General features: G+C 67.5%; 24 protein-coding genes. 19 read left to right on the top strand and 5 right to left on the bottom strand.

The window, feature by feature from the left end:
- The first annotated feature begins 47 nt into the window (after positions 1-47).
- Both rimO and ACZLIB_RS16435 read left to right on the top strand, forming a co-directional pair.
- Positions 48-1,409, top strand: coding sequence for a 30S ribosomal protein S12 methylthiotransferase RimO (gene rimO / locus ACZLIB_RS16440; protein WP_049398716.1), 1,362 nt, complete (start codon positions 48-50; stop codon positions 1,407-1,409).
- Positions 1,406-2,242 carry a DUF3025 domain-containing protein gene (locus tag ACZLIB_RS16435; protein WP_478468151.1) on the top strand — a complete coding sequence of 279 codons (837 nt, stop codon included), beginning with the start codon at positions 1,406-1,408 and terminating at the stop codon, positions 2,240-2,242. Before rimO ends, ACZLIB_RS16435 begins: the two co-directional genes overlap by 4 nt.
- Before the next feature lie 158 nt (positions 2,243-2,400).
- Here the strand turns inward: ACZLIB_RS16435 and greB are convergent, their stop codons facing one another.
- Positions 2,401-2,907, bottom strand: a complete 507-nt coding sequence (gene greB / locus ACZLIB_RS16430) for a transcription elongation factor GreB (RefSeq protein ID WP_032128239.1) — start codon at positions 2,905-2,907, stop codon at positions 2,401-2,403.
- A gap of 78 nt (positions 2,908-2,985) precedes the next feature.
- Positions 2,986-4,491 carry a helicase HerA-like domain-containing protein gene (locus ACZLIB_RS16425; protein WP_478468149.1) on the bottom strand — a complete coding sequence of 502 codons (1,506 nt, stop codon included), beginning with the start codon at positions 4,489-4,491 and terminating at the stop codon, positions 2,986-2,988.
- Positions 4,492-4,613: 122 nt separating this feature from the next.
- Here ACZLIB_RS16425 and ACZLIB_RS16420 point away from each other — a divergent pair, with 122 nt between their 5' ends.
- Positions 4,614-6,218 carry a transglycosylase SLT domain-containing protein gene (locus ACZLIB_RS16420; protein WP_478468147.1) on the top strand — a complete coding sequence of 535 codons (1,605 nt, stop codon included), beginning with the start codon at positions 4,614-4,616 and terminating at the stop codon, positions 6,216-6,218.
- A 24-nt stretch (positions 6,219-6,242) separates the two neighbouring features.
- Positions 6,243-6,590, top strand: coding sequence for a ribonuclease E inhibitor RraB (locus ACZLIB_RS16415; protein ID WP_032128242.1), 348 nt, complete (start codon positions 6,243-6,245; stop codon positions 6,588-6,590).
- A 112-nt stretch (positions 6,591-6,702) separates the two neighbouring features.
- On the opposite strand, the gene asd is transcribed toward ACZLIB_RS16415, so the two are convergent.
- Positions 6,703-7,545 carry an archaetidylserine decarboxylase gene (gene asd, locus ACZLIB_RS16410; protein ID WP_125895651.1) on the bottom strand — a complete coding sequence of 281 codons (843 nt, stop codon included), beginning with the start codon at positions 7,543-7,545 and terminating at the stop codon, positions 6,703-6,705.
- A complete protein-coding gene (locus ACZLIB_RS16405) occupies positions 7,542-8,192 on the bottom strand; it encodes an SCO family protein (RefSeq protein ID WP_478468145.1) in 651 nt (216 codons plus the stop codon). The genes asd and ACZLIB_RS16405 overlap by 4 nt, the downstream gene beginning before the upstream one ends.
- A 122-nt stretch (positions 8,193-8,314) precedes the next feature.
- Between ACZLIB_RS16405 and prmB the strand changes: the two genes are divergently transcribed.
- The 10 genes from prmB to ACZLIB_RS16355 all read left to right on the top strand — a co-directional run bounded on the left by prmB (position 8,315) and on the right by ACZLIB_RS16355 (position 19,390).
- A complete protein-coding gene (gene prmB / locus ACZLIB_RS16400) occupies positions 8,315-9,244 on the top strand; it encodes a 50S ribosomal protein L3 N(5)-glutamine methyltransferase (protein ID WP_458075011.1) in 930 nt (309 codons plus the stop codon).
- Positions 9,241-10,344 (top strand): chorismate synthase, encoded by a 1,104-nt coding sequence (aroC, locus tag ACZLIB_RS16395; RefSeq protein ID WP_459001321.1) that lies wholly within the window; start codon positions 9,241-9,243, stop codon positions 10,342-10,344. Before prmB ends, aroC begins: the two co-directional genes overlap by 4 nt.
- Positions 10,337-11,374 carry a 2-hydroxyacid dehydrogenase gene (locus tag ACZLIB_RS16390; RefSeq protein WP_478468142.1) on the top strand — a complete coding sequence of 346 codons (1,038 nt, stop codon included), beginning with the start codon at positions 10,337-10,339 and terminating at the stop codon, positions 11,372-11,374. The genes aroC and ACZLIB_RS16390 overlap by 8 nt, the downstream gene beginning before the upstream one ends.
- 91 nt (positions 11,375-11,465) lie before the next feature.
- On the top strand, positions 11,466-12,494 hold the full coding sequence (locus tag ACZLIB_RS16385; protein ID WP_012511725.1) for an aspartate-semialdehyde dehydrogenase: 1,029 nt from the start codon (positions 11,466-11,468) through the stop codon (positions 12,492-12,494).
- Positions 12,495-12,642: 148 nt separating this feature from the next.
- The gene (locus ACZLIB_RS16380) at positions 12,643-14,697 is read left to right on the top strand and encodes a FimV/HubP family polar landmark protein (RefSeq protein WP_478468140.1); all 2,055 of its coding nucleotides are present in this window, start codon (positions 12,643-12,645) and stop codon (positions 14,695-14,697) included.
- Between the two features lie 26 nt (positions 14,698-14,723).
- On the top strand, positions 14,724-15,086 hold the full coding sequence (locus ACZLIB_RS16375) for a VOC family protein (RefSeq protein ID WP_125895654.1): 363 nt from the start codon (positions 14,724-14,726) through the stop codon (positions 15,084-15,086).
- 32 nt (positions 15,087-15,118) lie between these two features.
- Entirely contained in the window at positions 15,119-15,889 is a 771-nt protein-coding gene (truA, locus tag ACZLIB_RS16370) for a tRNA pseudouridine(38-40) synthase TruA (RefSeq protein ID WP_049398724.1), read from the top strand.
- Positions 15,886-16,542, top strand: a complete 657-nt coding sequence (locus ACZLIB_RS16365; protein ID WP_019660598.1) for a phosphoribosylanthranilate isomerase — start codon at positions 15,886-15,888, stop codon at positions 16,540-16,542. Before truA ends, ACZLIB_RS16365 begins: the two co-directional genes overlap by 4 nt.
- Before the next feature lie 253 nt (positions 16,543-16,795).
- Positions 16,796-17,485 (top strand): hypothetical protein, encoded by a 690-nt coding sequence (locus ACZLIB_RS16360; RefSeq protein WP_478468138.1) that lies wholly within the window; start codon positions 16,796-16,798, stop codon positions 17,483-17,485.
- A 48-nt stretch (positions 17,486-17,533) separates the two neighbouring features.
- On the top strand, positions 17,534-19,390 hold the full coding sequence (locus ACZLIB_RS16355) for a C40 family peptidase (protein ID WP_478468137.1): 1,857 nt from the start codon (positions 17,534-17,536) through the stop codon (positions 19,388-19,390).
- A gap of 48 nt (positions 19,391-19,438) precedes the next feature.
- Here the strand turns inward: ACZLIB_RS16355 and ACZLIB_RS16350 are convergent, their stop codons facing one another.
- A complete protein-coding gene (locus ACZLIB_RS16350) occupies positions 19,439-20,326 on the bottom strand; it encodes a LysR family transcriptional regulator (RefSeq protein ID WP_032128249.1) in 888 nt (295 codons plus the stop codon).
- A 97-nt stretch (positions 20,327-20,423) separates the two neighbouring features.
- On the opposite strand from ACZLIB_RS16350, the gene trpB reads away from it, so the two are divergent.
- From trpB to glmM, 5 genes are all read left to right on the top strand, one after another.
- Entirely contained in the window at positions 20,424-21,641 is a 1,218-nt protein-coding gene (gene trpB, locus ACZLIB_RS16345; protein ID WP_014647880.1) for a tryptophan synthase subunit beta, read from the top strand.
- Positions 21,638-22,315, top strand: coding sequence for a hypothetical protein (locus ACZLIB_RS16340; protein ID WP_478468135.1), 678 nt, complete (start codon positions 21,638-21,640; stop codon positions 22,313-22,315). Before trpB ends, ACZLIB_RS16340 begins: the two co-directional genes overlap by 4 nt.
- Position 22,316: 1 nt before the next feature.
- Positions 22,317-23,126 carry a tryptophan synthase subunit alpha gene (trpA, locus tag ACZLIB_RS16335; RefSeq protein WP_285303114.1) on the top strand — a complete coding sequence of 270 codons (810 nt, stop codon included), beginning with the start codon at positions 22,317-22,319 and terminating at the stop codon, positions 23,124-23,126.
- A gap of 219 nt (positions 23,127-23,345) precedes the next feature.
- Positions 23,346-24,221 (top strand): acetyl-CoA carboxylase, carboxyltransferase subunit beta, encoded by an 876-nt coding sequence (gene accD, locus ACZLIB_RS16330; RefSeq protein ID WP_005410473.1) that lies wholly within the window; start codon positions 23,346-23,348, stop codon positions 24,219-24,221.
- A complete protein-coding gene (glmM, locus tag ACZLIB_RS16325; RefSeq protein ID WP_032128253.1) occupies positions 24,221-25,582 on the top strand; it encodes a phosphoglucosamine mutase in 1,362 nt (453 codons plus the stop codon). Before accD ends, glmM begins: the two co-directional genes overlap by 1 nt.
- Positions 25,583-25,657: the final 75 nt, after the last annotated feature.

The raw sequence follows: 25,657 nt of genomic DNA, 5'->3' as shown, positions 1-25,657 counted from the left end.
CCCTGCCACGACGGCAGGGGCCCAGGCCCCCAGAGTCCCGCGATTCCATGTCCCAGCTGAACCCCAAAGTCGGCTTCGTCAGCCTTGGCTGCCCGAAGGCCCTTGTCGATTCCGAACGCATCCTTACCCAGCTCCGCTCGGAAGGCTACGACATCGTGCCGTCCTACGATTCGGCGGACGTGGTGGTGGTCAACACCTGCGGCTTCATCGATTCGGCGGTGACCGAGTCGCTGGACGCGATCGGTGAGGCGATGAACCAGAACGGCAAGGTCATCGTCACCGGCTGCCTGGGCAAGCGCCCGGAGCAGATCCGCGAGGCGTACCCCAACGTGCTGGCGGTGTCCGGCCCGCAGGACTACCAGAGCGTGATGGAAGCGGTGCACGAAGCGCTGCCGCCCAAGCACGATCCGTTCGTGGACCTGGTGCCCGACTACGGTATCAAGCTGACCCCGCGACACTATGCCTACCTGAAGATTTCCGAGGGCTGCAACCACAAGTGCAGCTTCTGCATCATTCCGTCGATGCGCGGCAAGCTGGTCTCGCGCCCGGTGGATGAAGTGCTGCGTGAAGCCGAGCGCCTGGTGCGTGGTGGCGTGCGCGAGCTGCTGGTGGTTTCGCAGGATACCTCGGCCTACGGCGTGGACGTGAAGTACGCCGAGAAGATGTGGCGCGACAAGGCCTACCAGACCCGTCTGAAGGCGCTGTGCGAAGGCCTGTCCGAGCTGGATGCGTGGGTGCGCATGCACTACGTCTACCCGTACCCGCACGTGGACGAGGTGGTGCCGCTGATGGCCGAAAACCGCATCCTGCCGTACCTGGACATCCCGTTCCAGCATGCCAGCCCGCGCATCCTGCGCCTGATGAAGCGCCCCGGCGCGGTCGAGAAGACCCTGGAGCGCGTGCAGAACTGGCGCCGTATCGCGCCGGACATCACCGTGCGTTCCACCTTCATCGTCGGCTTTCCCGGCGAGACCGAGGCCGAGTTCGAAGAGCTGCTGTCGTTCCTCGACGAAGCGCAGCTGGACCGCGTCGGCGCGTTCGCCTATTCGCCGGTCGAGGGTGCCACCGCCAATGACCTGCCCGATGCGGTGCCGGAGGAAGTGAAGCAGGAGCGCCTGGCCCGCTTCATGGAAAAGCAGGCGCAGATTTCCGCTGCGCGCCTGGAGGCCAAGATCGGCACCGTGCAGCAGTGCCTGGTCGACGCCATCGAAGGCGATATCGCGGTGGCCCGTTCCAAGGCCGATGCCCCGGAGATCGATGGCCTGGTGCACATCCAGAATGCCGACCAGGTGCCGTTGCGCGTGGGTGAGTTCGTCGACGTGGACATCACCGAGAGCGACGAGCACGACCTGTACGGTGACGCGCTGCCGGCCGCCACCCGCCCGGCATTCGATCTCAAGATGCTGTGACTGCGGCGACGACCGCCGCCGGTGACGGGGGCGGCGTCCGCCGCTTCGTGCCGCCGCCGCGTGCGGCGGTCGATCCGCAGGTGTTCGGGCAGCCGCTGTTCGCCGGGCTGCAGGACGTCCGTGATCTGCTGGTTGGCCCCGATTGGCCGTCCATCGCGGCACTTGACGCACGCCTGTCCCTGCCGGGTTGGCAGCTGGTCGAACAGGATGCCGCGTTGCTGGCCGATGGCCTGCACTACGAGGCCCGCATCGCGCAGGGGCGCATCGCCACCCGTGCCGACAACTGGCATGACCTGTTCAATGCACTGGTGTGGGCATCCCACCCGCAACTGAAGCGGGCACTCAACGTGCAGCAATGTCGGCATATCGAGGCCATGCCACCCGGACAGCGCAACCGCGCGCAGGCCGCCTTGACCCAGTTCGACGAAACCGGCGTGATCGTGCGTGTGCGCGATGACACATTGCTGCGCGCGTGGGATGGGCATGACTGGCCTGCATTGTTCGAGCCAACGCGCTGGCAGGGCGGTGACATCGCCATTGCCGCGGTATTCGGGCATGCGCTGATGGAACAGGCGTTGCTGCCGGGGCGATTGCTGGTGGGCAAGTGCGTGGTGGTGCAGGGTGATGCCGATGCTGCCTGCGTTGACGCGGTGACCGCGGCCATTGCCGAAGGCAGGGCAGTGACCGATCCCCTGCAGTTGCGTCCGCTGCCGTTGGCTGGAGTTCCGGGCTGGCACGAGAGACAGGACGCCGACTTCTATGCAGATGCCGAGTACTTCCGCCCGTTGCGTGCCGCCCGCCAGTATCCGCCGCCGTTGCACGGGGCTATGTAGAGTCGACTGTCAGTCGACTGCTCTTCGTTCCGAGGCCGTGAACGCCTGACAGATGGCTTCGGCGAGTCATCAACCGCGATTGAGGATCGCGGTGCGTTTGCCGTCCGGCTGCGGAGGTTTGTGCCGCGCTTCGCGCGGTAGTCGACTGACAGTCGACTCTACAACGGCTCGTATTCCACCCCGATTACCGCAAAGGTGAACTGGCCGCCGGGCAGCTCCACCGAGAATTCATCATCCAGCCGCTTCTTCAGCAGTGCACGTGCCAGCGGCGAATCGATGCTGATCCAACCCAGGCCTGCGTCGGTCTCATCCGGGCCGACAATGCGATAGCGGCTGGTGTCGCCACTGTCCACGTTCTCCAGTTCCACCCACGCACCGAAGAACACCGCCTGCGGATCGGTCGGCGTGGTATCGACCACGCGCAGCGATTCCAGGCGCTTGGTCAGGTAGCGCACGCGGCGGTCGATCTCGCCCAGCTGCTTCTTGCGGTAGGTGTACTCGGCATTCTCGGAGCGGTCGCCTTCCGCTGCAGCAGCGGCCAGCGCCTTCACCACCTCCGGGCGGCGCACACGCCACAGCTCATCCAGTTCGGCCTTCAACCGGGCGTGGCCGGAGGCGGTGATCAGGGCGGTACTCTTTTCTGCAGGGGGGCGCCAACGCGACATGTGGTGCGACTTCTTTTCAGGGGAACGATGGGGCCGGTTCCTTTCCACAGGAAAGGCCTCCGCCCCCGGGAGGGCAGGTCAGCGTTTGCCGCCGAAGATGCCGCCCAGCAGGCCGCGCACGATCTGGTTGCCCAGCTTGGTGCCAACGGTACGCGTGGTCTGCTTGGCCATGGTCTCGATCATGCCCTGGCGGCGCTTGGTGCCGAAGATCGCATCCTTGATCGCCTGGCCGAAACCGCCTTCCTGCGCTTCGTCCTGCTCGCGGCTGCGGGCGGCGGGAGCCTGCGCCTGCTCGACTGTTTTCTGCGCGCGCTGGGCCAGCAGCTCGGCGGCCGATTCGCGGTTGATCGCGGTGTCGTAGCGGGTGCCGACCGGGCTGCCGGCACGCACCTGGGCGCGCTCGGCCTCGATGATCGGCCCCATCCGGCAGCGCGGCGGTGCGATCATCGTCTGCTGCACCGGCATCGGCACGCCCTTGTCCTGCAGCGTGGAGACCAGTGCTTCGCCGGTGCCGAGCTGACTGAGCACCTTGGCCACGTCCAGCTTCGGATTCGGCACGAAGGTCTCGGCAGCGGTCTTCACCGCCTTCTGGTCGCGCGGTGTGAACGCACGCAGTGCGTGCTGCACGCGGTTGCCGAGCTGGCCGAGGATGTTGCCCGGTACGTCGTCGGGGAACTGCGAGCAGAAATACACGCCCACGCCCTTGGAGCGGATCAGGCGCACCACCTGCTCGATGCGCTGCACCAGCGAGGCCGGTGCGTCGTCGAACAGCAGGTGGGCCTCGTCGAAGATGAAGACCAGCTTCGGCTTGTCCAGGTCGCCCACCTCCGGCAGCTGCTCGAACAGCTCCGACAGCAGCCACAGCAGGAAGGTGGAATACAGCTTGGGCTTGAGCACCAGCTGGTCGGCGGCGAGAATGCCGATCACGCCGCGGCCGTCGTGATTGACCCGCATGATGTCGGCCAGTTCCAAGGCCGGTTCGCCGAAGAAGTTCTCGCCGCCATCCTGTGCCAGGCGCAACACCGAGCGCTGGATCGCAGCGATCGACTGCGCGCTGACCAGACCGTACTCGGTGGAGATGTCCTTGCGTTCCTCGGCAACCAGGCCGAGCAGGGCGCGCAGGTCATCCATGTCCAGCAGCAGCAGGCCGCGATCGTCGGCCAGCTTGAATACGATATCGAGCACCCCGGCCTGGGTGTCGTTCAACTCGAGGATGCGTGCCAGCAGGGTCGGGCCCATTTCGCTGACCGTAGTGCGCACCGGGTGCCCGAGCTTGCCGTACAGGTCCCAGAAAATGGTCGGGCTGGCGGCCGGCGCGTAGTCGGCCACGCCGATCTCGGCGGCGCGCTTGAGCAGGTTCTCGGCACCGGTGCCGGGCACGGCCAGGCCGGACACATCGCCCTTCACATCGGCCAGGAACACCGGCACGCCCAGCCGCGAGAAGCCCTCGGCCAGGGTCATCAAGGTCACGGTCTTGCCGGTACCGGTGGCGCCGGCCACCAGGCCGTGGCGGTTGCCGAGTTTCGGCAGCAGGGTGACGGCAATATCGTCGGTGATGCCTTTGCCGAGCAGAATCGGATCCATGGTCCAGCCCTTGTGGTGAATAGCCCAATGTTAACCGCCGGCGGTGACGGGCCGAAGGTCGGCTTGCCCGGACCTTGGCGGCGCCGCTACTCTGCCTGCCTGTTTCGCACACAGTGCCATCAATGCCCGTTCCTGTCCTGATTTCCCGCGGTTGGCCGCTGCTGGCCCTGGCCGGCCTGGTTTCCCTGGCGCCCGACGCCCATGCGCAGCGGGTTTCGGCCCGGGACAAGGTGAAGGTGGATGCGCTGCAGCAGCGCATGACCGCCGCCGAGAAGCGCTACAGCGATGCGCTGCTGCTGGTCGCCAATGCCGACCCCAAGGGCAGCAACGAGGCGGACGCCGCGCTGGAGGACATGGAAGATGTCCTCAACGACTGCGTGAAGCAGAAGGGCTGCCAGATGGGCACCCTGCTGGCCAGCTACAAGCGCCTGCTCAAGCATGATGCTGATGCCGCTGCCAGCGATGACGTGGCCGATGAGGGCGGTGACCGCCTGGAAGCCGACCCCGACCATATCGGCCCGCTTACCGCCGACGTGCCGGAGGCCGCGCGCGCTGCAGCGCTGCTCAACGACAAGCGACATGCCTTCGACACCATGGTCGAGTACAACCCCGCCGTGCAGGCCGGCATCCGCCGCTGGTTGACCGACATGCGCCCGGCGCTGCTGACCAGCTACGAGAACTACCAGAACCTGCGCGCGGTGATGTGGCCGGAGTGGGAAAAGCGTGGCCTGCCTGAAGCGCTGCTGTTCGGCATCATGGCCAAGGAGTCCAACGGCCGTGTGCATGCCTCCTCGCGTGCCGGCGCCGCCGGGCTGATGCAGTTCATGCCGGCCACCGGCCGCCGCTTCGGCCTGGGCCCGGACGGCACCGGCTTCGACACGCGCTTTGACGCACGCAGTGCCGCCGAGGCCAGCGCCAGTTATCTCAACGAGCGCCTGCGCGAACTGAACAACAACGTGGAAATGTCGGTGGCCGCCTACAACGGTGGCGAAGGCCGCGCCGCGCGAGTGTTCAAGCAGAGCGGTGGCCAGAGTTTCTGGACCGACAGCGTCTACAACCAGTTCCCCGGTGAAACCAAGGACTACGTGCCGATGGTGATCGCCGCGGCCTGGATCTTCCTGCACCCGCAGCAGTACGGTGTGGAGCTGCCGAAGATCAGTGCGCAGCCGGCCACGCTGCGCCTGGCCAAGTCCACCACCATCTACGAACTGACCATCTGCCTGGGCAGCCACGGCACCCGTGATGGCTACATGCGCGCGCTGCGCAATCTCAATCCGCGCTATGAGGCCGATGGCTGGATTCCGGCCGGCACGCTGATCAACGCCACCACCCGCATTGCCGGCCTGTACCAGCGCAACTGCGTCAGTGGCCCGCGTGCCGACCTGGCCCGCACCCTGATCACCGCCGATCTGAACGCGGCGATCAAGCGCCCGACCGCCGCCAGCTACACCGGCAGCGTGGCCGTGGGCGGCGTGGTGCCGTTGGCCGACGCCGCGGCCTCCACCAGCGTGCCGACCACACCGGTCGCTCCGGTAGCCACGCCGCGCCCGGCGGCACGGCCGAAGCCGGTGCGCAGCCACAAGGTGGGCCGGGGTGAGACCCTGGGCGCCATTGCCGCGAAGTTCCAGTGCGACGTGCCGACCCTGGCCCGCGCCAACGGCCTGAAGGCCCCGGCCTACAGCCTGCGCCACGGCCAGACGCTGAAGCTGCAGGGCTGCGACAAGTAATCCCCCACGACCTCTGGAACCCACATGGATCTCGAAGACACCCGCAACCTGTTCGCCAACCTCCGCGAAAACACCGACTGGGACATCAACGGCCCGTTGCTGTGGGGGTACTTCTTCGTGCACTCCACTGCTGAGCCGTTGCAGGCGCTGGCAGAGCACCTGCAGGCGCAGGGCTACACCTTCGTGGAACTGTTCGAGCAGGAGCCGGAAGAGGGCGACGCGCCGTTCCACGTGCTGCACGTGGAGCGTGTGGAGATCCACGACGAAGCCTCGCTGGACCGCCGCAACCAGGAATTCGCTGCGCTGGCCGCGGAAAAGGGCGTGGAAGACTACGACGGCATGGACGTCGGCCCGGCCCCGGCCCTGCAGTAACGCGCGTACCGGTAGTGCCGGCCGCTGGCCGGCATTCCGTTGTGGAAAAAGGGGACGGAGGGGATTAAGTCGTTTATGCATAAACGACTTAATCCCCTCCGTCCCCTTTTTGTCAGCGCAGCTTCGCCAGCGCCTGGCCCAGCTGCACCGGGCTTTCGGCGCCCAGCTGCGGGGCGAACTCGGCCACGCCCGGCGGCAGCAGCACGATCACGGTCGAGCCGTAGTTGAAGCGCGCCATCTCGGCGAAGCGCTCCAGCTGGATGCCCTGGCCGCGGTAGTCCTTGCGGGTGATGCGGTCACCGTAGGCCGGAATTTCTTCGCCGCTCCACACGGTTTCCACACCGGACACCAGCAGCGCACCGACCATCACGCTGACCATCGGGCCGAAGCTGGTGTCGAAATGGCAGACCAGGCGCTCGTTGCGCGCGAACAGGCGCGGCACGCCGTTGACGGCGGCCGGGCCGACGCTGAACAGGCGGCCGGGCACGTGCACGGTTTCGCGCAGGGTGCCGGTCCACGGCATGTGCACGCGGTGGTAGTCGCGCGGCGACAGGTACACGGTGGCGTACAGGCCTTCGTTGTACGGCTTGGCATCCTCGTCACTGCCCAGCAGTTCGGCGGCGGTGAACGACTGGCCCTTGGCCTGGAAGATGCGGCCGGCTTCGATCCTGCCGAGCTGGCTGATGCGGCCATCGGCCGGCATCACCAGGCTGCGCGGATCGGCATCGGCCACGCGCGCGCCCGGCTTCAGCGCACGGGTGAAGAACTGGTTGAAGGTGGCATAGCTGCGCGGGTCCGGGTTGGCCGCTTCGTCCAGATTGACGTTGAACTTGCGGGTGACCGTGTCGATCAGCCAGCGCGACACGCGCGGATCGTCCGAGTACGCCAGCGAACGCGCCATCGAGGACAGCAGGCGGTGGGGCAGGGCGTACGTCAGGGCGGTGGTGAGGCTCATGGGGCGGTTTTCTCGGTCAGCTTCTGCAGGTCGCGGGCAATCGCCGGCGCGTTGAACGGGGGCCGCACCAGGCCGGCAAGGCGGCCGTGCGGGTCGAGCACGGCCAGGCTGGCCGAGTGCTCGACGGTGTAATCCTCGGGGTTCTCGTCGAAGTGCTTGCCTGGCACCTTCTGGAACACGAAGCCCAGCGAGGTGGCGAAGCGCTCCAGCGAGGGCACATCGGCGGTGGCGGCCAGGGTGTCCTTGTGGAAGCCGTGCACGTACTCGCCGAGGCGGGCGGCGCTGTCACGGTCCGGGTCGACCGAGATGAACAGCACGCGCGGGCGCAGGCTGTCGGGCAGGGCCTCCCACTGGTTCTGCGCGCCGGCCAGCTCGGCCAGGGTGGTCGGGCAGACGTCCGGGCAGAAGGTGAAGCCCAGGAACACCAGGGTCCAGTGACCCTTCAGTTCGCCCGGGATCAGGCGGGTACCGTCGGACTGGGCCAGATTGAAGTCGGGCAGTTCGCGCGGCTGCGGGTACAGCGTGATCGCTTCGGTGGCCGGGGCATTGGCCGGCGGCTTCGGCGCGAACACCTGCTGGGCGGCCAGCAGGCCGAGACCCGCCGCCAGGGCGATCAGCAGGATGATGCCGGCGTTGCGATTGAACATGGGAGCCCCCGCGCGAAGTGGGCTCCATCATACCGGCTGCGGCCCGATCGTTTCTGCCGCAACGGATGCCGCCGCGGGCGCCAGCCCCTATAATCGGGGGCCACTTTGCCCGCAGTACCGCCATGACCGCTGAAACGGCCGCCGAACTCCACACGATCATCGATCTGATCCGCTACGGCACCAGCCGTTTCAACGAAGCCGGGCTGACCTTCGGGCACAGCTACGACAACGCGCTGGATGAGGCCACCCAGCTGGTGCTGCACAGCCTGCACCTGCCGCACGATCTGGGCCCGGCCTACGGCCAGGCGCGCCTGCTGCAGGAAGAGAAGGTGCGTGTGCTGGAACTGTTCCAGCGCCGCATCGACGAACGCATCCCGGCCGCCTACCTGACCGGTGAGGCCTGGTTCGCCGGTCTGAGCTTCAAGAGCGACAAGCGCGCCCTGGTGCCGCGCTCGCCGATCGCTGAACTGATCGAGTGCGGCTTCGAGCCGTGGCTGGCAGGTCGTGACGTGCATCGTGCACTGGACCTGTGCACCGGTTCGGGCTGCATCGCCATCGCCATGGGGCACTACTACCCGAACTGGGAAGTGGACGGTGTCGACCTGAGCGACGACGCGCTGTCGCTGGCCGAGGAAAACAAGGAACGCCTGCAGGCGCACAACGTGACCCTGCTCAAGTCGGACCTGTTCAACGGCCTGACCGGTCGCCACTACGACCTGATCGTCACCAACCCCCCGTACGTCACCAACGACGAGACCGATGCCCTGCCGCAGGAATACTCCTACGAGCCGGAGATGGGCCTGCGTGCCGGCGACGACGGCCTGGACCTGGTGCTGAAGATCCTGCGCGATGCGCCGCTGCACCTGAGCGAAGACGGTCTGCTGATCTGTGAAGTGGGCGAGTCCGAGCAGCACCTGATCAAACTGCTGCCGGAAGTCGACTTCGCCTGGATCGAATTCAAGGTCGGCCAGATGGGCATCTTCGCGGTCGAATGCCGCGAGCTGATCGCCCACAGCGCGCGCATCACCGAACTGGCGGCGCAGCGCCCGTGAGTTCCAATTCGTTCGGCAAGCTGTTCACCGTCACCACGTTCGGCGAGTCGCACGGGCCGGCCATCGGCTGCGTGATCGATGGCTGCCCTCCGGGGCTGGCGCTGGACGCGGCCGAATTCGCTCACGACCTGCAGCGTCGCGCTACCGGCAAGAGCCGGCACACCTCAGCGCGCCGCGAGGCGGACGAGGTCGAGATCCTGTCCGGCGTGTACGAGGGCCTGACCACCGGCACGCCGATCGCCCTGCTGATCCGCAACACCGACCAGCGCAGCAAGGACTACGCCAACATCGGCCAGCAGTTCCGGCCGGGCCATGCCGACTACAGCTACTGGCACAAGTACGGCATCCGCGACCCGCGCGGTGGCGGCCGTTCTTCCGCGCGCGAGACCACCATGCGCGTGGCCGCCGGCGTGGTCGCCAAGAAATGGCTGGCCGAGCGCTTCGGCGTGACCGTGCGCGGCTACCTGTCGCAGCTGGGCGAGATCACCCCGGCCGGTTTCGACTGGTCGGCGGTGGAAGACAATCCCTTCTTCTGGCCGCACGCCGCACAGGTGCCGGAACTGGAGGCGTACATGGATGCGTTGCGCAAGTCCGGTGATTCGGTCGGTGCGCGCGTGGACGTGGTGGCCGACAACGTGCCGCCAGGCTGGGGCGAGCCGATCTACGGCAAGCTCGATGGCGAACTGGCCGCCGCGCTGATGAGCATCAACGCGGTGAAGGGCGTTGAGATCGGCGACGGTTTCGCCAGCGCAGCGCAGAAGGGCACCGGACACCGCGACCTGCTGACCCCGCAGGGCTTCGCCAGCAACCATGCCGGCGGCATCCTCGGTGGCATTTCCACCGGCCAGCCGGTGGTCGCGTCGATCGCGTTGAAGCCGACCTCCAGCCTGCGCCTGCCGGGCCCGTCACTGGACACGGCCGGCAACGTGGTCGAGGTGGTCACCACCGGTCGCCACGATCCCTGCGTCGGCATCCGCGCCACTCCGATCGCCGAGGCGATGGTGGCGATGGTGCTGATGGACCAGGCGCTGCGTCATCGCGCGCAGTGCGGCGATGTCGGGACGATCACCCCGCGCATTCCCGGGCAGATCGATGGCTGACACGCGGCCGACCGTGTGGGTGAGCCAGCCGCTGATCGACGCGGCCATCGCGCCGCTGCGCGATCGCGTGCAGCTGCGCAGCACCGACACCGTCACCGCTTGGTCGCCCGACCAGATCGCCGAACAGCTGGCCAGCGCCGACGGCGCCATCATCACCCTCAACGAGCGCATCGGCGCAGCACAGGTGGCCGATGCCGCGCAGCTGCAGGTGATCGCCAATGTCGGTGTCGGCTACAACAACCTGGACGTCGACGCGCTCAGCGCGGCCGGCATCCTCGCCAGCAATACCCCGGACGTCCTGACTGAAACCACCGCCGATCTCGGTTTCGCTCTGTTGATGGCCACCGCGCGCCGCATCACTGAATCCGAGCGCTGGCTGCGCGAAGGCCAGTGGCAGCAGTGGTCGTTCCAGACCATGCTCGGTGCCGACATCCACGGCAGTACGCTGGGTATCCTCGGCATGGGCCGCATCGGCCAGGGCATCGCCCGCCGCGGCGCGCATGGTTTCGGCATGAAGGTGCTGTACCACAACCGTTCGCAGCTTCCGGCCGCGATCGAAGCGGAGGTGGGGGCCCGTTATGTGGACCTGGACACGCTGCTGGCGCAGTCCGATCACCTGCTGCTGGTGCTGCCGTATACCCCTGCCTCGCACCACCTGATCGATGCCGCCGCGCTGGCGAAGATGAAGACGTCGGCGACGCTGGTGAACATCGCCCGCGGCGGCCTGGTCGATGAGATCGCGCTGGCCGATGCGCTGGCCAACCGCCGCCTTGCTGCAGCGGGTCTGGATGTGTACGAAGGCGAGCCAAAGGTACGCCCCGAACTGCTGGCGCTGCGCAACGTCGTGCTCACTCCGCACATCGGCAGCGCCTCGCTGGCTACGCGCACGGCGATGGTACAGCTGGCCGTGGATAATCTGGTTGCCGGGCTCGGCCTGGACGGCGGCCCGTCGCGCATGCCGAGCGCGATCAACGCTGACGCGGCGATGGCCGCGCGCGTGACTCTGGGCAAAAAAACCGGGAAACGATAGGGAACCTCCGCGCGCCCTGCTTGAGGAGGTTCCCCGAACCCAGCTGTCGTGCGTGTTTTTCCCCATCCCCGTTTTCGTGAGAGTTTCCCCCATGAGCAATGCACAGCGCAGTTTCCACGTCGCCGTCGTCGGTGCCACCGGTGCGGTCGGCGAGACCATGTTGTCGATCCTGGCCGAGCGTGACTTCCCGGTCGGTACCCTGAGTGTCCTCGCTTCCGAGCGTTCGGCCGGCGGCGAGATCGAGTTCAACGGCCAGAAGGTCAAGGTCCAGGACCTGGCCACCTTCGATCCGAGCGGCGTCGAGATCGCCCTGTTCTCGGCCGGCGGCAGCGTGTCGAAGGAATACGCACCGAAGTTCGCCGCAGCGGGTGCAGTGGTGATCGACAACTCCTCGGCCTTCCGTTACGACGATGACGTGCCGCTGGTGGTGTCCGAGGTCAACCCGGAGCAGGTCGCCAACCGTCCGCGCGGCATCATCGCCAACCCGAACTGCTCGACCATGCAGATGCTGGTGGCGTTGGCGCCGCTGCACCGCAAGTACGGCATCGAGCGTATCAACGTCTCCACCTACCAGTCGGTGTCCGGCGGCGGCCGTTCGGCAACCGAGGAGCTGGGCAAGCAGACCGGCCAGCTGCTGAGCTTCCAGGAAATCGATCCGCAGCGTTTCCCGGTGCAGATCGCTTTCAACCTGATCCCGCACATCGACGACTTCCAGGACAACGGCTTCACCAAGGAAGAGATGAAGCTGATCTGGGAGACCCGCAAGATCCTCGGCGACGACAGCATCCTGGTGAACCCGACCGCGGTGCGCGTGCCGGTGTTCTACGGCCACTCCGAGTCGGTGGCGATCGAGACCCGCGACAAGGTCACCGTCGCCGAAGCACGCGCGCTGCTGGAGCAGTCGCCGGGCATCGAAGTGGTCGATCGTCACGAAGCCGGTGGTTACCCGACCCCGGTCACGCATGCGTCGGGCACCGACGCGGTGTACGTCGGCCGCATCCGTGAGGACCTGTCGCACCCGCGCGGCCTGAACCTGTGGATCGTGTCGGATAACGTGCGCAAGGGCGCGGCGTTGAATGCCGTGCAGCTGGCCGAGCTGGTCGCCGCCGAGCAGCGCTGATCACAGCGGTTGCCTCACCGGTAGTGCCGGCCGCTGGCCGGTATTGCCGTGATGGGGGCGTGCGTGTATGCCGGCCAGCGGCCGGCACTACCGACGGTCTCCCATCGGTGGGTGCGGACCCCGGTCCGCACGCTTTATAGTGTCGCCCATGAATAAACGGGCCAAGGGCGCAAAGCGCCCGCTCACCTATCTGTCCGCCGCACTGCTCGCCCTGGCCAGCAGTTCGGCGCTTGCCCTGGGGTTGGGCGACATCCGGGTCCTGTCCAAGCCGGGCCAGCCCCTGCTGGCCGAAATCCCGGTGGTCTCGGCGGACCCGTCCGAACTGGAAAACCTGCGCGTGGCGCTGGCCTCACCGGTCACCTTCGAACGTGTCGGCCTGCAGCGGCCAACCGGACTGGTCAGTGAACTGCAGTTCGAACTGACCCGCGACACGCAGGGCAGGGCGGTGGTGCGCGTCACCTCGCAGGCGCCGGTGGAGACGCCGTCGCTCAGCTTCCTGATCGAAGCCGACTGGGGCCAGGGCCGCCTGGTGCGTGAGTACTCGGCACTGGTCGATGCGCCGCCCAGTGCGTTGGCCGTGGCCGAGCCGGAAATCGTCGCGCCGGCCGGTACGCTCTCCAATACCATCGTGCGCGAACCTGCACCGGCTTCGGTGCCAGCAGCAGAGACGCCCACGACGCCGCCACCAGCGGTGGCGCCAGCACCGGCACGCCCGCGTGCGGCCTCCGCGCCAGTTGCTGCACCGGCGGCCGATGGCAGCATCACCGTGCAGCGCGGGCAGACCCTGTCGCAGATCGCCAGTGCGGTGGCACGTGGCAACCAGGTCAGTCGCGACCGCGCGATGATTGCCCTGCTGCGTGCCAATCCCGAAGCCTTCATCCGCGGCAACGTCAACCTGCTCAAGCAGGGTGCGGTGCTGCGCATGCCCGGCAGTGATGCGCTTGCTGCGGTCGACGCTGCCGAAGCGGCGACGCTCGTGCGCGAGCATGCCGCGCAATGGAGGCAGGCGCGTACCGTGCCGCAACCGGTGGGCATGGCCGCACCGGTTGCCAAGGCGGCTGCCACGAATGCTTCTTCCCCGGCTGCGGCCAATGGGGCACGACTTGAGATCGCTCCGGCGCTGGCGTCCGACGCCGCGCACGCGGGCACAACCACCGGCACCGCTGCCGGCAGCGAGGGTGACATGCTGGGCAACGAACAACTGCGCCAGGCGCGTGAGGACATCGCCACCCGCGATGCCGAGATCGGCGAGCTGAAGCAGCGCGTGGCCGACCTGGAAAAGCTCAAGGAACAGCAGCAGTCGCTGATCGCGATGAAGGACAACGACCTGGCCGCCGCGCAGCAGCGCCTGGCGCAGGCACCGGATGCCCGCGATGCGGCAACGCCGTGGTACTGGCTGGGGCTGCCGGTGCTGCTGCTGGCGGCGGGCGCCGCCTGGCTGCTGCGTCGTCGCAAGCCGTCGCCGCTGCCGCCGCTGCGTGAGGAAGACGATGCCGCCGGCCTGGCCGCAGCGGTGCCGGCGGGTGCGGCGCTGGATACGCTGGCCGAGCAGTCCTCGTGGTCATCGGCTGTTGCCGGCAACGGCCGCCAGGAACCGGCGATGCCCGACTGGGCGACCGAAACCGAAGTGCACGACGTAGTGGTCGCCGAACCCGTCGTCGAGCACGCGGTACGGGCCGACTGGCAGGCCGACACGCTGCGCGACGAGGACGCGGTGGCCTTGCCCGAAGCGGTGACCGATCTGCCGCGCTGGGACGATTCCGCAACCACCGCCGACGAGGCTGTCGTCGCCGCGCCGCTGCAGGACGAACGCGTTGTACCGCAGGCGCCGGCCGACGTGGCGGTGCCGGATTACGCACTGCATGCCGAACAGCAGCCGCAGTTCCGCGGCGTGTTCGATCTGCCGGCCGACGCGCATGACAACGAGGCGCCGGCGGATGCCGCTCATCCCGAAGCCATCGACGGCATCGACCATGGCAGCATCGAGGCCTCTCATTCCGACGACATCGCGTCGAGCGCAGCCGCGCCTGCCGGCGACGCCGGCTGGTCGCCACGTGCCGGCCAGGAGCGCGTGGAACTGGCCATTGCCTACCTCGATCTGGGCGACGCGCAGACGGCGCGCACCCTGTTGCTGGAAGTCGCCGAAGGCGGTGACCTGCACAGCCAGGCCCAGGCCCGTGAACTGCTGGCGCGCCTGCCGTGACCGAACCTGCCGACAAGGACCTTGCCATGAGCCGCGAACGCCGCATCGACTACGTTGAATTCGCGTCCAGCGACCCGGCTGCCAGCCGTGCCTTCTTCGAGAAGGTGTTCGGCTGGTCGTTCGTCGACTACGGCAGCGACTACACGGCGTTCGACGATGGCCGCCTGCAGGGCGGCTTCTTCCGTGGCCAGCCGCAGCGGGCCAGCGACAGCGGTGCACCGCTGCTGGTGCTGTATGCCGACGCACTGGCACCGGTCGAGGCCGCCGTGCGCGAAGCCGGCGGCGAGATCGTGCGCGCGGTGTTTTCCTTCCCCGGTGGCAGCCGCTTCCAGTTCGTCGAGCCCGGTGGCAACGAACTGGCGGTCTGGTCCGAACGCGATCCGGCCTGAGCGCCGCCCCATCCGCAACATCGAGGTAGCACATGCGTTATGCGCTTGGCGTCGAGTACGACGGCAGCGATTTCAGGGGCTGGCAGAACCTGGGCGAGGGTGGTCCCAGCGTGCAGGCCAGCCTCGAGCAGGCCCTGTCATCGGTGGCTGATGCGCCGCTGCAGGTGGTCTGCGCCGGCCGCACCGATGCCGGCGTGCATGGTCAGTGCCAGGTCGTGCATTTCGATACCGACGTGGTGCGCGATCCGCGCGCCTGGATGCTCGGCACCACCACCCGCCTGCCGCGCTCGATCGCGGTGCGCTGGTGCGTGCCGGTAGCCGATGATTTCCACGCCCGCTTCTCCGCGCGTGCGCGCCGCTATCGCTATCGGCTGCTCAACCGCGAGGTACGGCCGGCGCTGGACCGGCAGACCCTGAGCTGGGAGCGCCGTGCGCTGGACGAGACCCTGATGCATGCCGCCGGCCAGGCATTGCTTGGTGAGAATGACTTCAGCGCGTTCCGTTCGGTGCAGTGCCAGGCGCTGCATGCGCGGCGTGAACTGCAGTCGCTGCAGGTCAGCCGTCATGGCGAAGTGATCGAAGTCGCAGTACGTGGCAATGCATTTCTTCATCACATGGTCCGCAATATCGTCGGATCGTTGATCCTGGTGGGCAGCGGCGAAAAACCGGTGGAATGGATCGCCGAACTGCTGGCCGGGCGCGACCGCACCGTAGCTGGTCCCACCGCACCGCCGCAGGGCCTGGTGTTCCTTGGGCCCCTGTACCCCGACAACTGGCATCTGCCCGCCGAGGTCACGCTATGAGCCGTTCCTACTACCGTACGCGCATCAAGTTCTGTGGAATGACCCGTGCCGGCGACGTCCGCCTGGCCGGTGAGCTGGGCGTGGACGCAGTGGGTTTCATCTTTGCCCGCGAGAGCAGCCGCCGGGTTGCACCGGCCGAGGCCCGCGCGATGCGCCAGGCGATCGCGCCGATGGTCGACGTGGTGGCGCTGTTCCGCAACAACAGCAAGGAAGAAGTGCGCGAGGTGCTGCGTACGGTACGTCCGACCCTGCTGCAGTTCCATGGTGAGGAAGACGAAAGCTTCTGCCGCAGCTTCAACATGCCGTACCTGAAGGCGATCGCCATGGGCGGCCGTGAAGAGGTCAACGCCCGCACCCTGCAGCTGCGCTACCCCAGCGCTGCCGGCTTCCTGTTCGACAGCCACGCCCCGGGTGGCGGTGGCGGCACCGGCGTGGCGTTCGACTGGGGCCGCGTTCCGACCGGGTTGCACCGGCCGTTCCTGCTGGCCGGTGGCCTGAACCCTGAGAACGTCTACGATGCCGTGCTGGCGACGCTGCCGTGGGGCGTGGACGTCTCCAGCGGTATCGAGCTGGAGCCGGGCATCAAGGACGGCTACAAGATGCGCACCTTCGTCGAAGAAGTGCGTCGCGCGGATTGCACCGTTCTGGAGTGATCCGCGTCACCTGAGGGGTCACCCGGAATGTCATCGTCGACGGTGCATTCCGCCGTGCCGTGAAGGCGGGCGAATCCTGAATGCGATGAGTATCACGCTTTCGGGTAATTCAGGTTCCAGCGCCAAAAAGTCGACACCCCCCGAACATCTGATCGGACACAATGCGCCCAGCCTGTCTTGGCTGGGTGCGATGCCGCGTGCGTGTCGCTGGCCGCGCCCCTGAGATACGCCTTACCTTTCGAACGAGGACGCAATGGATATGCCCCATCTCTCTTCCCGCCGTATCCGCCTGGCCCGCCTGACGCTCGTGCCCAGCCTGCTGCTCGCCTTGGGCGCGTGTGCGGCCGGTGACTCATCCGCCCCGACCGCATCGGCACCGGCCGCTGCCGCACCGGCAGATGCACCTGCCACAGCACCGGCCACGGTTCCGGCGGCAGCACCGGCAGCCGACGGCCTGGCTGCGCTGATCCAGGCCAGTGGCGTGAAATGCAGCAACGCCAGTACAGGCAGCGGCTGCACGGCGGGCGATGTGGACAGCGGTGATTTCTACGATGTCGAACTGTTGCCGGACTGTGGCGACCAGGGTTTCTTCGCTGGCGTAGCCGATGCCAAGGGCGTGGAGACGTTGAGTGCGGTGCCATCCACCGGCAGCAAGGCCAGCGTGACCGCGAAGCTGTCGAAGGGGCAGCTGGTCTGCGTGCAGGGCATCGGACGCACCGGACAGAATCCGCTGTTCTATTACGTCGTTGCGGTTCCCGCTGCGACGGTCGGCAAGTGCAAGGGCAACACGTTGTGTGACACCTATGGCGACAGGCCGATCACTGGCCTGGTGACCACGGGGGGCGAGGCCTGCCATGCGGCGGCGCCGGGACGTTACGCCGGGAACTGCGCACAGGGCTGGGTCAGTGCGGACGTGCTCGACGTGTTTTCCAACGGAATGTAATCACCGCCAGGGGAGCGGTCCAATCAACCACTGGCAAAGGAACAGCTCATGTCGGATCCGAAAATCACCCGGCTGGTCAGCAGCGTAGGTACCACGCGCACGCTGGAAATGGACGATGGCAGTGTCGTCGAACGATCAGGCGGCAGCGTCTCGTGGCGCAACAACAATCCTGGCAATCTCAAGTTTGAATTCGCCGGCAGCGCGGACAAGACGGTGACCAATCCGCGTACCCGCGAGCAGGCGCTGGAATCGGCGCAGGGGCGCTACAAGGGCGTGGTCGATCTCGACCAATGGGGCAACGCGGTTTTCGAAAGCTATGAAGCCGGCCGGGTAGCGAAGATCCAGCTGCTCGAACGCCGGTTCGGCGACAAGACCGTGGAGGAAATGCTGCCGAGCTACTCCACCAAGGATTACAGCGGCACCACCCACCACAAGGAGCAGGCGGCCACCATCTATGCCGAAGGCGATCGCCAGGGTGTCGACCTGCGCTCGAAGACCGTCGGCCAGATGAGCGTGCGCGAGCGTGAAGTGCTGGCCGACGGCATCCGCCGTTTCGAGGGCTGGCAGCCGGGTGAGGTTGCCACGCAGCAGCCACCCACGCGCACTCCGGCGGCCGCGCCCGTGCAGACCCAGACCCAACCGCAGGTACAGACGCCTTCAGCGGCGGCGCCTGCTGCGGGCCAGGCCGTGGCTGCAGTCGGCAGTGCCGCGCTCTACAACGAGGCCTATCAGCATTTCATGGCCTCAGGCCGCCAGTACGAATACGGGCGCCCGGACCATCCGCGCCCGGGTCGCGACAGCAGCCGGCTGGAGCGTGACCTCGATGGTGACGGACGCTTCGGCGTGGATTGCTCGGCGTTCGTATGGCGAGGCCTGAAGAACGCGGGTTACGACGTGCGTGGCGAGAACGCTGCGGGGTTCACTACGTCGACGCTGTTCAATGGTGCGAACACCACGGCTTACGCACGCGAGCATTTCGATGTGACCTCGGCTGCCGAAGCACGCAAACCGAACGGATCGCTGAAGCAGGGCGACATCCTGATGTTCTCCTCGTCGCAGGGCCAGCATGTCGGCATTTTCAAAGGCTACGACGCGCAGGGAAACATCCAGTTCATCGGCTCGCAGGGAAGCACCGGGCCGGCCGAAGTCACCATCCGGCCGGGCGGGTACTGGGATGGCGGAAGCACCCGCATCGTTGGTGCGCTGACACCGAAGCCGGAATTCCAGGTGCGCGCGCCGCTGCACGGCAATGGCGAACCTGCGCTGTCCCGGCCAACCGCCACCGTGCAGCCGGCTGCATCACACGCGGCCGCCAGCGAGGTGATGAAGCAGGGGCAGCGTGGCGCGGACGTGCAGGCGTTGCAGCAGACTCTCAACCAGCTCGGTGTGCGTGATGCGCAGGGCCATCGGTTGTCAGAGGATGGTCGTTTTGGTGATCACACCCGCGAAGCGGTGATCGCGCTGCAGAAACAGCAGGGGCTGGTGGCCGATGGAATTGTCGGTCGCCAGACCGCTGCCGCGCTGGCGGCGGGCCGTGCGCAGGGCCATGAACCTGCAGCGGCTGTACCGAAGGGGCCGTCGCTGAACGATGCATCGCATCCGGACCACGCACTGCACAACGCCGTCCGCAGCAAGCTTCCCAGCGTGTTTTCCGAAGAGGCTGCCGCCAATATCACCCTGCATGCAAAGCAGAACGGAATCGACGCGGCCGACAAGCTGCAGAGCATCACGGTGCAGGATGGCAAGGCGTTCGTGATGGGCACGACGCCGGGCTTCCGCACCGCGGTCGACCTGGCCCAGGCGCCGCCGTCGCTGGAGCAGACCAGTGCCAAGCTGCTGGCAGATCCTTCGCACCAGCAGCAGGTGCATGAGGAGCAGCAGCGGGTCGCGATGGGCGGTCGCTGAGGCCTGTGTTGCCGGCTCCGGGCGGTGAACGCCGCCCGGGGCCTCGTCTCATTGCAGTTGCGCTGCTGCCCAGTCGGCCAGGGCGTCCACCCGTGCATCGGCCGGGCCATCCGGCCGCGCCAGCACCCAGAAGCCGCCGGTGGCGGTAAACCCCCACGGTGCGACCAGCCGGCCTGCTGCCAGATCTTCGGCCACCAGTGGCTCCGGTGCGATCGCCGGGCCCAGCCCGGCCACGGCTGCTTCCAGCAGGTAGTACAGATGTTCGAAAGCGGTGCCCAGCTGCAGCTTCGCGGTGTCCAGATCGTGCGCCTGCGCCCACGCCGGCCACGCCTGCGGCCGTGAGCTGGTGTGCAGCAGCGTTTCCTGCAGCAGCGCCGAGGGCGGTACCTGCCGCAGGCGCTGCGCGGCCGGATGCGAGGGTGCCACCACCACGCCGACCCGTTCCGGCGCCAGCTCACGCACCTGCCAGCCCCGTGGCCACGGCCCCTGCGCCAGCAGTAGTACGGCATCCAGCGCAGCCTGTGCTTCGGTGAAACTGCCATCCAGCGCCGACCACTGCAGGCGCACGCCGGGCAGGGCGGCCTGCAGCACGGGCAGGCGCGGGATCATCCAGCGCGCCAGTACGCTGCCGCTGCAGCCCAGCACCAGTGCTGGGGCCGCCGTCGGCCGGCGCAGCTCGCGCACGCAGTCTTCGATGCCGCTGAACGCCTCGCTGCACGCGGCCTGCAGTCGCGTGCCCGCAGCGGTCAGGCGCAGCCCGCGGCCGGCACGCTGGAACAATGCCAGGCCGAGATGATCCTCCAGCAGCTTCAGTTGCCGGCTGACCGCGCCGTGGGTGACATGCAGGTCCTGCGCGGCGCGCCCAACCCCGCCCAGACGGGCGGTGGCCTCGAACGCACGCAGCGCATTGAGGGGAGGCAGCAGGGAACGACTCATGTGAGATTTCCTGACGATATGCGCCAGATAATATCCATTTTCCGGTCACGACCCGTGCGCTAGAGTATCCACCTGTCTCGAACCAGCGGTCGCTTCCATGTCTGCCTCCCCCATTGCCGACTACCACGCCTTCCCGGATGCCCAGGGCCACTTCGGCCGCTACGGTGGCAGCTTCGTCGCCGAAACCCTGGTCGGCCCGCTGCAGGAACTGGCCCAGGCCTATGACCAGGCCCGCCAGGACCCGGCATTCCAGGCCGCTTACGACCGCGACCTGGCCCATTACGTGGGCCGGCCGAGCCCGATCTATCACGCCCAGCGCCTGAGCGATCATGTCGGCGGTGCGCAGATCCTGCTCAAGCGCGAGGACCTGAACCACACCGGTGCGCACAAGATCAACAACACCATCGGCCAGGCGCTGCTGGCCGCGCGGATGGGCAAGAAGCGCATCATCGCCGAGACCGGTGCCGGGCAGCATGGCGTGGCCAGTGCCACCGTTGCCGCGCGCTTGGGCCTGGAATGCGTGGTGTACATGGGCGCCACCGACATCGAGCGGCAGAAGATCAACGTCTACCGAATGAAGCTGCTCGGTGCGACGGTGGTGCCGGTCACCTCCGGCTCGGCCACCCTGAAGGACGCGCTCAACGAAGCGATGCGCGATTGGGTGACCAACGTGCAGGACACCTTCTACATCATCGGCACCGTGGCTGGTCCGGATCCGTACCCGCGCATGGTGCGCGATTTCAACGCCATCGTCGGCCGCGAAGCACGCGAGCAGATGCTGGCCGAGTACGGCCGCCTGCCGGATGCGATCACCGCTTGCGTCGGCGGCGGCAGCAATGCCATCGGCCTGTTCCATGCCTTCCTCAATGATCGCCAGGTCGAGATCGTCGGCGCCGAAGCCGCCGGTGATGGCATCAGCACCGGTCGCCATGCCGCCTCCATCGCGGCGGGTCGGCCGGGCGTGCTGCACGGCAACCGCACCTATGTGCTGTGCGACGACGACGGCCAGATCATCGAGACCCACTCGGTATCAGCCGGCCTGGACTATCCGGGTGTCGGGCCGGAGCACGCGTTCCTGGCCGATACCGGCCGCGCACGCTACCTCGGCATCACCGATGAGGAAGCGCTGCAGGCCTTCCATCTGCTGGCGCACACCGAAGGCATCCTGCCGGCACTGGAGTCCAGCCATGCGCTGGCACAGGCGATCAAGCTGGCGCGTGAGCGACCGCGTGACCAGATCGTCCTCTGCAATCTGTCCGGGCGTGGCGACAAGGACGTGCATACCATCGCCGCGCGCGAAGGGCTGGTGCTGTGAGCGCGCTGCTGCGGAACAGTGGCGTGCTGCTGCTGGCACTGGGCTTGGCTGCGTGCCAGCCGCCGGAGCCGCCGGTGCTGGCACCGGCCGCCAAGGCCACCACGCAGCCTGTGCAGCAGGCCGCCAACGATGATCTTGACCCGATGGCGCGTACGCCGATCGAAGATCCGCCGTCTGTGGAAAGTAAGGACAGCGATGACGCGCCCGCGGTGGCCTCGGTGGCGCTGGACCATGCCGGTGAGGTGCTGATCGGCCAGCATATGACCGATCTGAAGGCACTCGGGCCGTGGACCGCGCAAGGGGCGGTCGAAGCCATCGGCGGCAGTTGCGAGTACTACGACGGCAAGGGGCTGCCGCCGGGCGTGTCGATGATGACCGATGAAGATCGCGTGGTCCGTTTCGATCTCGGCCTGGATCCGGAGAGCGGGGCGCCGACCCAGCAGCCCGGGCCGTTCGGCCTGCGTGTCGGCATGACCCGCGCCCAGGCCATGGCCCAGTTCCCGAAGCCGCCGGTATCCAGCCCGCATGCCTACGACGGTGACCAGGGCGAGTACCTCACCTGGCAGGACCCGGGCTCGGCCCTAGGCATCCGCGTGGAACTGTTTGAAGGGAGGGTCATCCAGATGTACTGGGGGACCAGCGATGCGATTGAACTGATTGAAGGATGTGCCTGAGATGCCTGTTTCCCGACTCGATGCCTGTTTCCAGCGACTGCGCGAGCAGCAGCGCAAGGCGCTGATTCCCTTCATCACCGCCGGTGATCCCTCGCTGGAGGCCACCGTGCCGGTCATGCACGCACTGGTGGACGCCGGCGCCGACGTGATCGAACTGGGCGTGCCGTTCTCCGACCCGATGGCCGACGGCCCGACCATCCAGCGCAGCTCCGAGCGTGCGCTGGCGCGTGGTGCTGGCAGCCGCTACGTGCTGCAGGCCGTTGCGCAGTTCCGCGAGCGTGACGCTCAGACGCCGGTGGTGCTGATGGGCTACCTGAATCCGGTGGAGATCCATGGCTACGCGGCCTTCGCAACGGCAGCCGTGGAGGCGGGTGTGGACGGCGTTCTGCTGGTCGACCTGCCGCCGGAAGAAGCCGGCGAAGCGCAGCAGGCCTTCGATGCAGCGGGCCTGGCACTGGTCCTGCTGGCATCGCCGACTACCAGCGAGGCGCGCGCCGACAAGCTGCTGGCGCTGGCCCGTGGCTACCTCTACTACGTCAGCTTTGCCGGTGTCACCGGCGCGTCCGAGCGCCTGGACAGCGATGCCGCCAGTGCCCGCCTGCAGGCCCTGCGCGCGCGCGCTTCGGTGCCGGTGGTGGCCGGCTTCGGCATCAAGGATGCCGACAGTGCTGCGGCGATGGCCCGCCAGGCCGACGGCGTGGTGGTCGGCAGCGCGCTGGTGGCGGCGCTGGCCGAAGCGGGCTCGGCTGAGGAGGCCGCACAGCGCGCTCGAACCTTCCTGGCTCCGCTGCGGCAGGCGCTGGACCAGTAACGGTAGCGCCGGGCCATGCCCGGCGGTGCGGGGCGCAAGGGTATCCGCCGGGCATGGCGCGGCGCTACCCGCACGGCGTTGCCGCGCTAAACGTACGTCCCAGCATGGTTTTTTCCGGCGGCCCCGTGTCCGGCAAGGGGGTGCACGGGCGGGGAAAGCGGAGCTAGACTGTCCGCCTTTGCGGCCCTTGGGCCGCCCTGAACGGAAGTGTCCTCCCGCATGAGTTGGCTCAGCAAGTTGATGCCGTCCGGCATCCGCACCGACAACACCCCCAGCAAGAAGCGCAGTGTCCCCGAGGGCCTGTGGGAAAAGTGCAGCAACTGCGGCAGCGCGTTGTACCGTCCGGAACTGGAAGAGAACCTGGAGGTCTGCCCGAAGTGCGGCCACCACATGGCGATCCGCGCACGTGCGCGCCTGGCCGCCCTGTTCGACGCCGACAGCACCACCGAGATCGGTGCGCGCCTGGGCCCGACCGACCTGCTCAAGTTCAAGGACCAGAAGAAGTACAGCGAGCGCATCAAGATCGCGCAGAAGAACACCGGCGAATATGACGCGCTGATCGCCATGCGCGGCCTGCTCAAGGGCCGTGCACTGGTGGCCTCGTCCTTCGACTTCGCCTTCATGGGTGGCTCGATGGGCTCGGTGGTGGGTGAGCGTTTCGCGCTGGCCGCCGAAACCGCGGTCGAGATCGGCGCCCCGTACGTGTGCTTCTCGCAGAGCGGCGGTGCGCGCATGCAGGAAGGCCTGTTCTCGCTGATGCAGATGGCCAAGACCTCGGCCGCGCTGGGCAAGCTGCGTGAAGCGGGCCTGCCGTACATCTCGGTGCTGACCCACCCGACCACCGGTGGTGTGTCGGCCTCGTTCGCGATGCTGGGCGACATCAACATCGCCGAACCGCAGGCGCTGATCGGCTTCGCCGGCCCGCGCGTGATCGAGCAGACCGTGCGCGAGAAGCTGCCGGAAGGCTTCCAGCGCTCGGAGTTCCTGTTGGAGCACGGTGCCATCGACCAGATCTGCGACCGCCGCGAAATGCGCGACCGCCTGTCCGATCTGCTGGCAATGCTGGGCCGTCAGCCGGCGCCGGAGGTGGCGTGATGGGAGGCCGCAAGTACTTCGGTACTGATGGCATCCGTGGGCGGGTCGGCCAGGGCGTGATCTCGGCCGACTTCGTGCTGCGCCTGGGCAATGCCCTGGGCCGTGTCCTGGTTGCCCAGCGCGGCCAGGACGGGCGCCGGCCGATCGTGGTGATCGGCAAGGACACCCGCATTTCCGGTTACATGTTCGAAGCGGCACTGGAAGCCGGCCTGGTCGCCGCCGGCGCCGACGTACAGCTGCTGGGGCCGATGCCGACCCCGGCGGTGGCGTTCCTGACCCGCACGCTGGGCGTGGACGCCGGCATCGTCATCAGCGCCTCGCACAACCCGCATTACGACAACGGCATCAAGTTCTTCTCGGCCCAGGGCGAGAAGCTCGACGATGCCACCGAACTTGCCCTGGAAGCGGCGCTGGACGTTCCGTTCACCACCGCCGAATCGGAGAAGCTGGGCAAGGCATCGCGTGCGCGTGAAGCGGTCGGCCGCTACATCGAGTTCTGCAAGGCCAGCGTGCCGCGCGCGTTCGACCTGCGTGGCGTGCGCCTGGTGCTGGATTGCGCACACGGCGCCACCTACCAGATCGCACCGCTGCTGTTCCGCGAACTGGGGGCTGAGGTGATCGGCATCGGTGCCGAGCCCAACGGCGTCAACATCAATGCCGGCGTGGGTTCCACCCATATCGACAACCTGGCGGCCAAAGTCCGCGAGACCCGTGCCGATCTCGGCATCGCGTTCGATGGTGATGGCGACCGTGTGCTGATGGCCGACGACCAGGGCAACCCGGTCGACGGTGACGACCTGCTGTACATCCTGGCCCGCGCCTGGAAGGACGAAGGCCGCCTGCGCGGCCCGGTGGTCGGCACGCTGATGAGCAACTACGGCGTGGAGAAAGCTTTCGCCGATCTGCAGATCCCGTTCGTGCGCAGCAACGTTGGTGACCGCTACGTGCACCAGGCATTGGTCGAGGGCGGCGGTGTACTCGGTGGGGAAGCGTCGGGCCATCTGCTGTGCCTGGACCGGGCCACCACCGGTGATGGCATCGTCAGCGCTCTGCAGGTGCTGGTCGCGCTGCGCAACAGTGGGCAGACCCTGCGCCAGGCACTGAAGGGCCTGGTGCGGGTGCCGCAGAAGACCGTCAACGTGCGTCTGGGCAATGTCTCGGCCAAGGCCACGGTGCAGTCTGAAAGCGTGCAGTCCGCGCTGGCTGTGGCGCAGCAGGCCGTAGCCGGCCGTGGCCGCGCGTTCCTGCGGCCGTCCGGTACCGAGCCGGTGGTTCGGGTCACCGTGGAAGCCGATGACGCCACGCTGATGCAGCAGACGCTGGACCGCTTGTCCGCTGCGGTGCGTGAAGCCGCCAGCTGAGGCGACTGCACATCCGTACAAAGAAAACGCCCCGGAATTCCGGGGCGTTTTCTTTTGCGGCGGCCAGGGTGGATG

The organism is Stenotrophomonas sp. 220_Sma, assembly GCF_056487375.1.
The sequence above is the reverse complement of the archived record's forward strand: the minus strand, read 5'-3'. Positions and strand labels throughout refer to the sequence as shown.

Excerpts from the sequence above, each read along its gene's own strand:
- rimO (WP_049398716.1), top strand. The coding sequence starts at position 48 with ATGTCCCAGCTGAACCCCAAAGTCGGCTTCGTCAGCCTTGGCTGCCCG.
- greB (WP_032128239.1), bottom strand. The coding sequence starts at position 2,907 with ATGTCGCGTTGGCGCCCCCCTGCAGAAAAGAGTACCGCCCTGATCACC.
- ACZLIB_RS16425 (WP_478468149.1), bottom strand. The coding sequence starts at position 4,491 with ATGGATCCGATTCTGCTCGGCAAAGGCATCACCGACGATATTGCCGTC.
- ACZLIB_RS16420 (WP_478468147.1), top strand. The coding sequence starts at position 4,614 with ATGCCCGTTCCTGTCCTGATTTCCCGCGGTTGGCCGCTGCTGGCCCTG.
- ACZLIB_RS16415 (WP_032128242.1), top strand. The coding sequence starts at position 6,243 with ATGGATCTCGAAGACACCCGCAACCTGTTCGCCAACCTCCGCGAAAAC.
- asd (WP_125895651.1), bottom strand. The coding sequence starts at position 7,545 with ATGAGCCTCACCACCGCCCTGACGTACGCCCTGCCCCACCGCCTGCTG.
- ACZLIB_RS16405 (WP_478468145.1), bottom strand. The coding sequence starts at position 8,192 with ATGTTCAATCGCAACGCCGGCATCATCCTGCTGATCGCCCTGGCGGCG.
- prmB (WP_458075011.1), top strand. The coding sequence starts at position 8,315 with ATGACCGCTGAAACGGCCGCCGAACTCCACACGATCATCGATCTGATC.
- ACZLIB_RS16390 (WP_478468142.1), top strand. The coding sequence starts at position 10,337 with ATGGCTGACACGCGGCCGACCGTGTGGGTGAGCCAGCCGCTGATCGAC.
- ACZLIB_RS16385 (WP_012511725.1), top strand. The coding sequence starts at position 11,466 with ATGAGCAATGCACAGCGCAGTTTCCACGTCGCCGTCGTCGGTGCCACC.
- ACZLIB_RS16380 (WP_478468140.1), top strand. The coding sequence starts at position 12,643 with ATGAATAAACGGGCCAAGGGCGCAAAGCGCCCGCTCACCTATCTGTCC.
- ACZLIB_RS16375 (WP_125895654.1), top strand. The coding sequence starts at position 14,724 with ATGAGCCGCGAACGCCGCATCGACTACGTTGAATTCGCGTCCAGCGAC.
- truA (WP_049398724.1), top strand. The coding sequence starts at position 15,119 with ATGCGTTATGCGCTTGGCGTCGAGTACGACGGCAGCGATTTCAGGGGC.
- ACZLIB_RS16365 (WP_019660598.1), top strand. The coding sequence starts at position 15,886 with ATGAGCCGTTCCTACTACCGTACGCGCATCAAGTTCTGTGGAATGACC.
- ACZLIB_RS16360 (WP_478468138.1), top strand. The coding sequence starts at position 16,796 with ATGGATATGCCCCATCTCTCTTCCCGCCGTATCCGCCTGGCCCGCCTG.
- ACZLIB_RS16355 (WP_478468137.1), top strand. The coding sequence starts at position 17,534 with ATGTCGGATCCGAAAATCACCCGGCTGGTCAGCAGCGTAGGTACCACG.
- ACZLIB_RS16350 (WP_032128249.1), bottom strand. The coding sequence starts at position 20,326 with ATGAGTCGTTCCCTGCTGCCTCCCCTCAATGCGCTGCGTGCGTTCGAG.
- trpB (WP_014647880.1), top strand. The coding sequence starts at position 20,424 with ATGTCTGCCTCCCCCATTGCCGACTACCACGCCTTCCCGGATGCCCAG.
- trpA (WP_285303114.1), top strand. The coding sequence starts at position 22,317 with ATGCCTGTTTCCCGACTCGATGCCTGTTTCCAGCGACTGCGCGAGCAG.
- accD (WP_005410473.1), top strand. The coding sequence starts at position 23,346 with ATGAGTTGGCTCAGCAAGTTGATGCCGTCCGGCATCCGCACCGACAAC.
- glmM (WP_032128253.1), top strand. The coding sequence starts at position 24,221 with ATGGGAGGCCGCAAGTACTTCGGTACTGATGGCATCCGTGGGCGGGTC.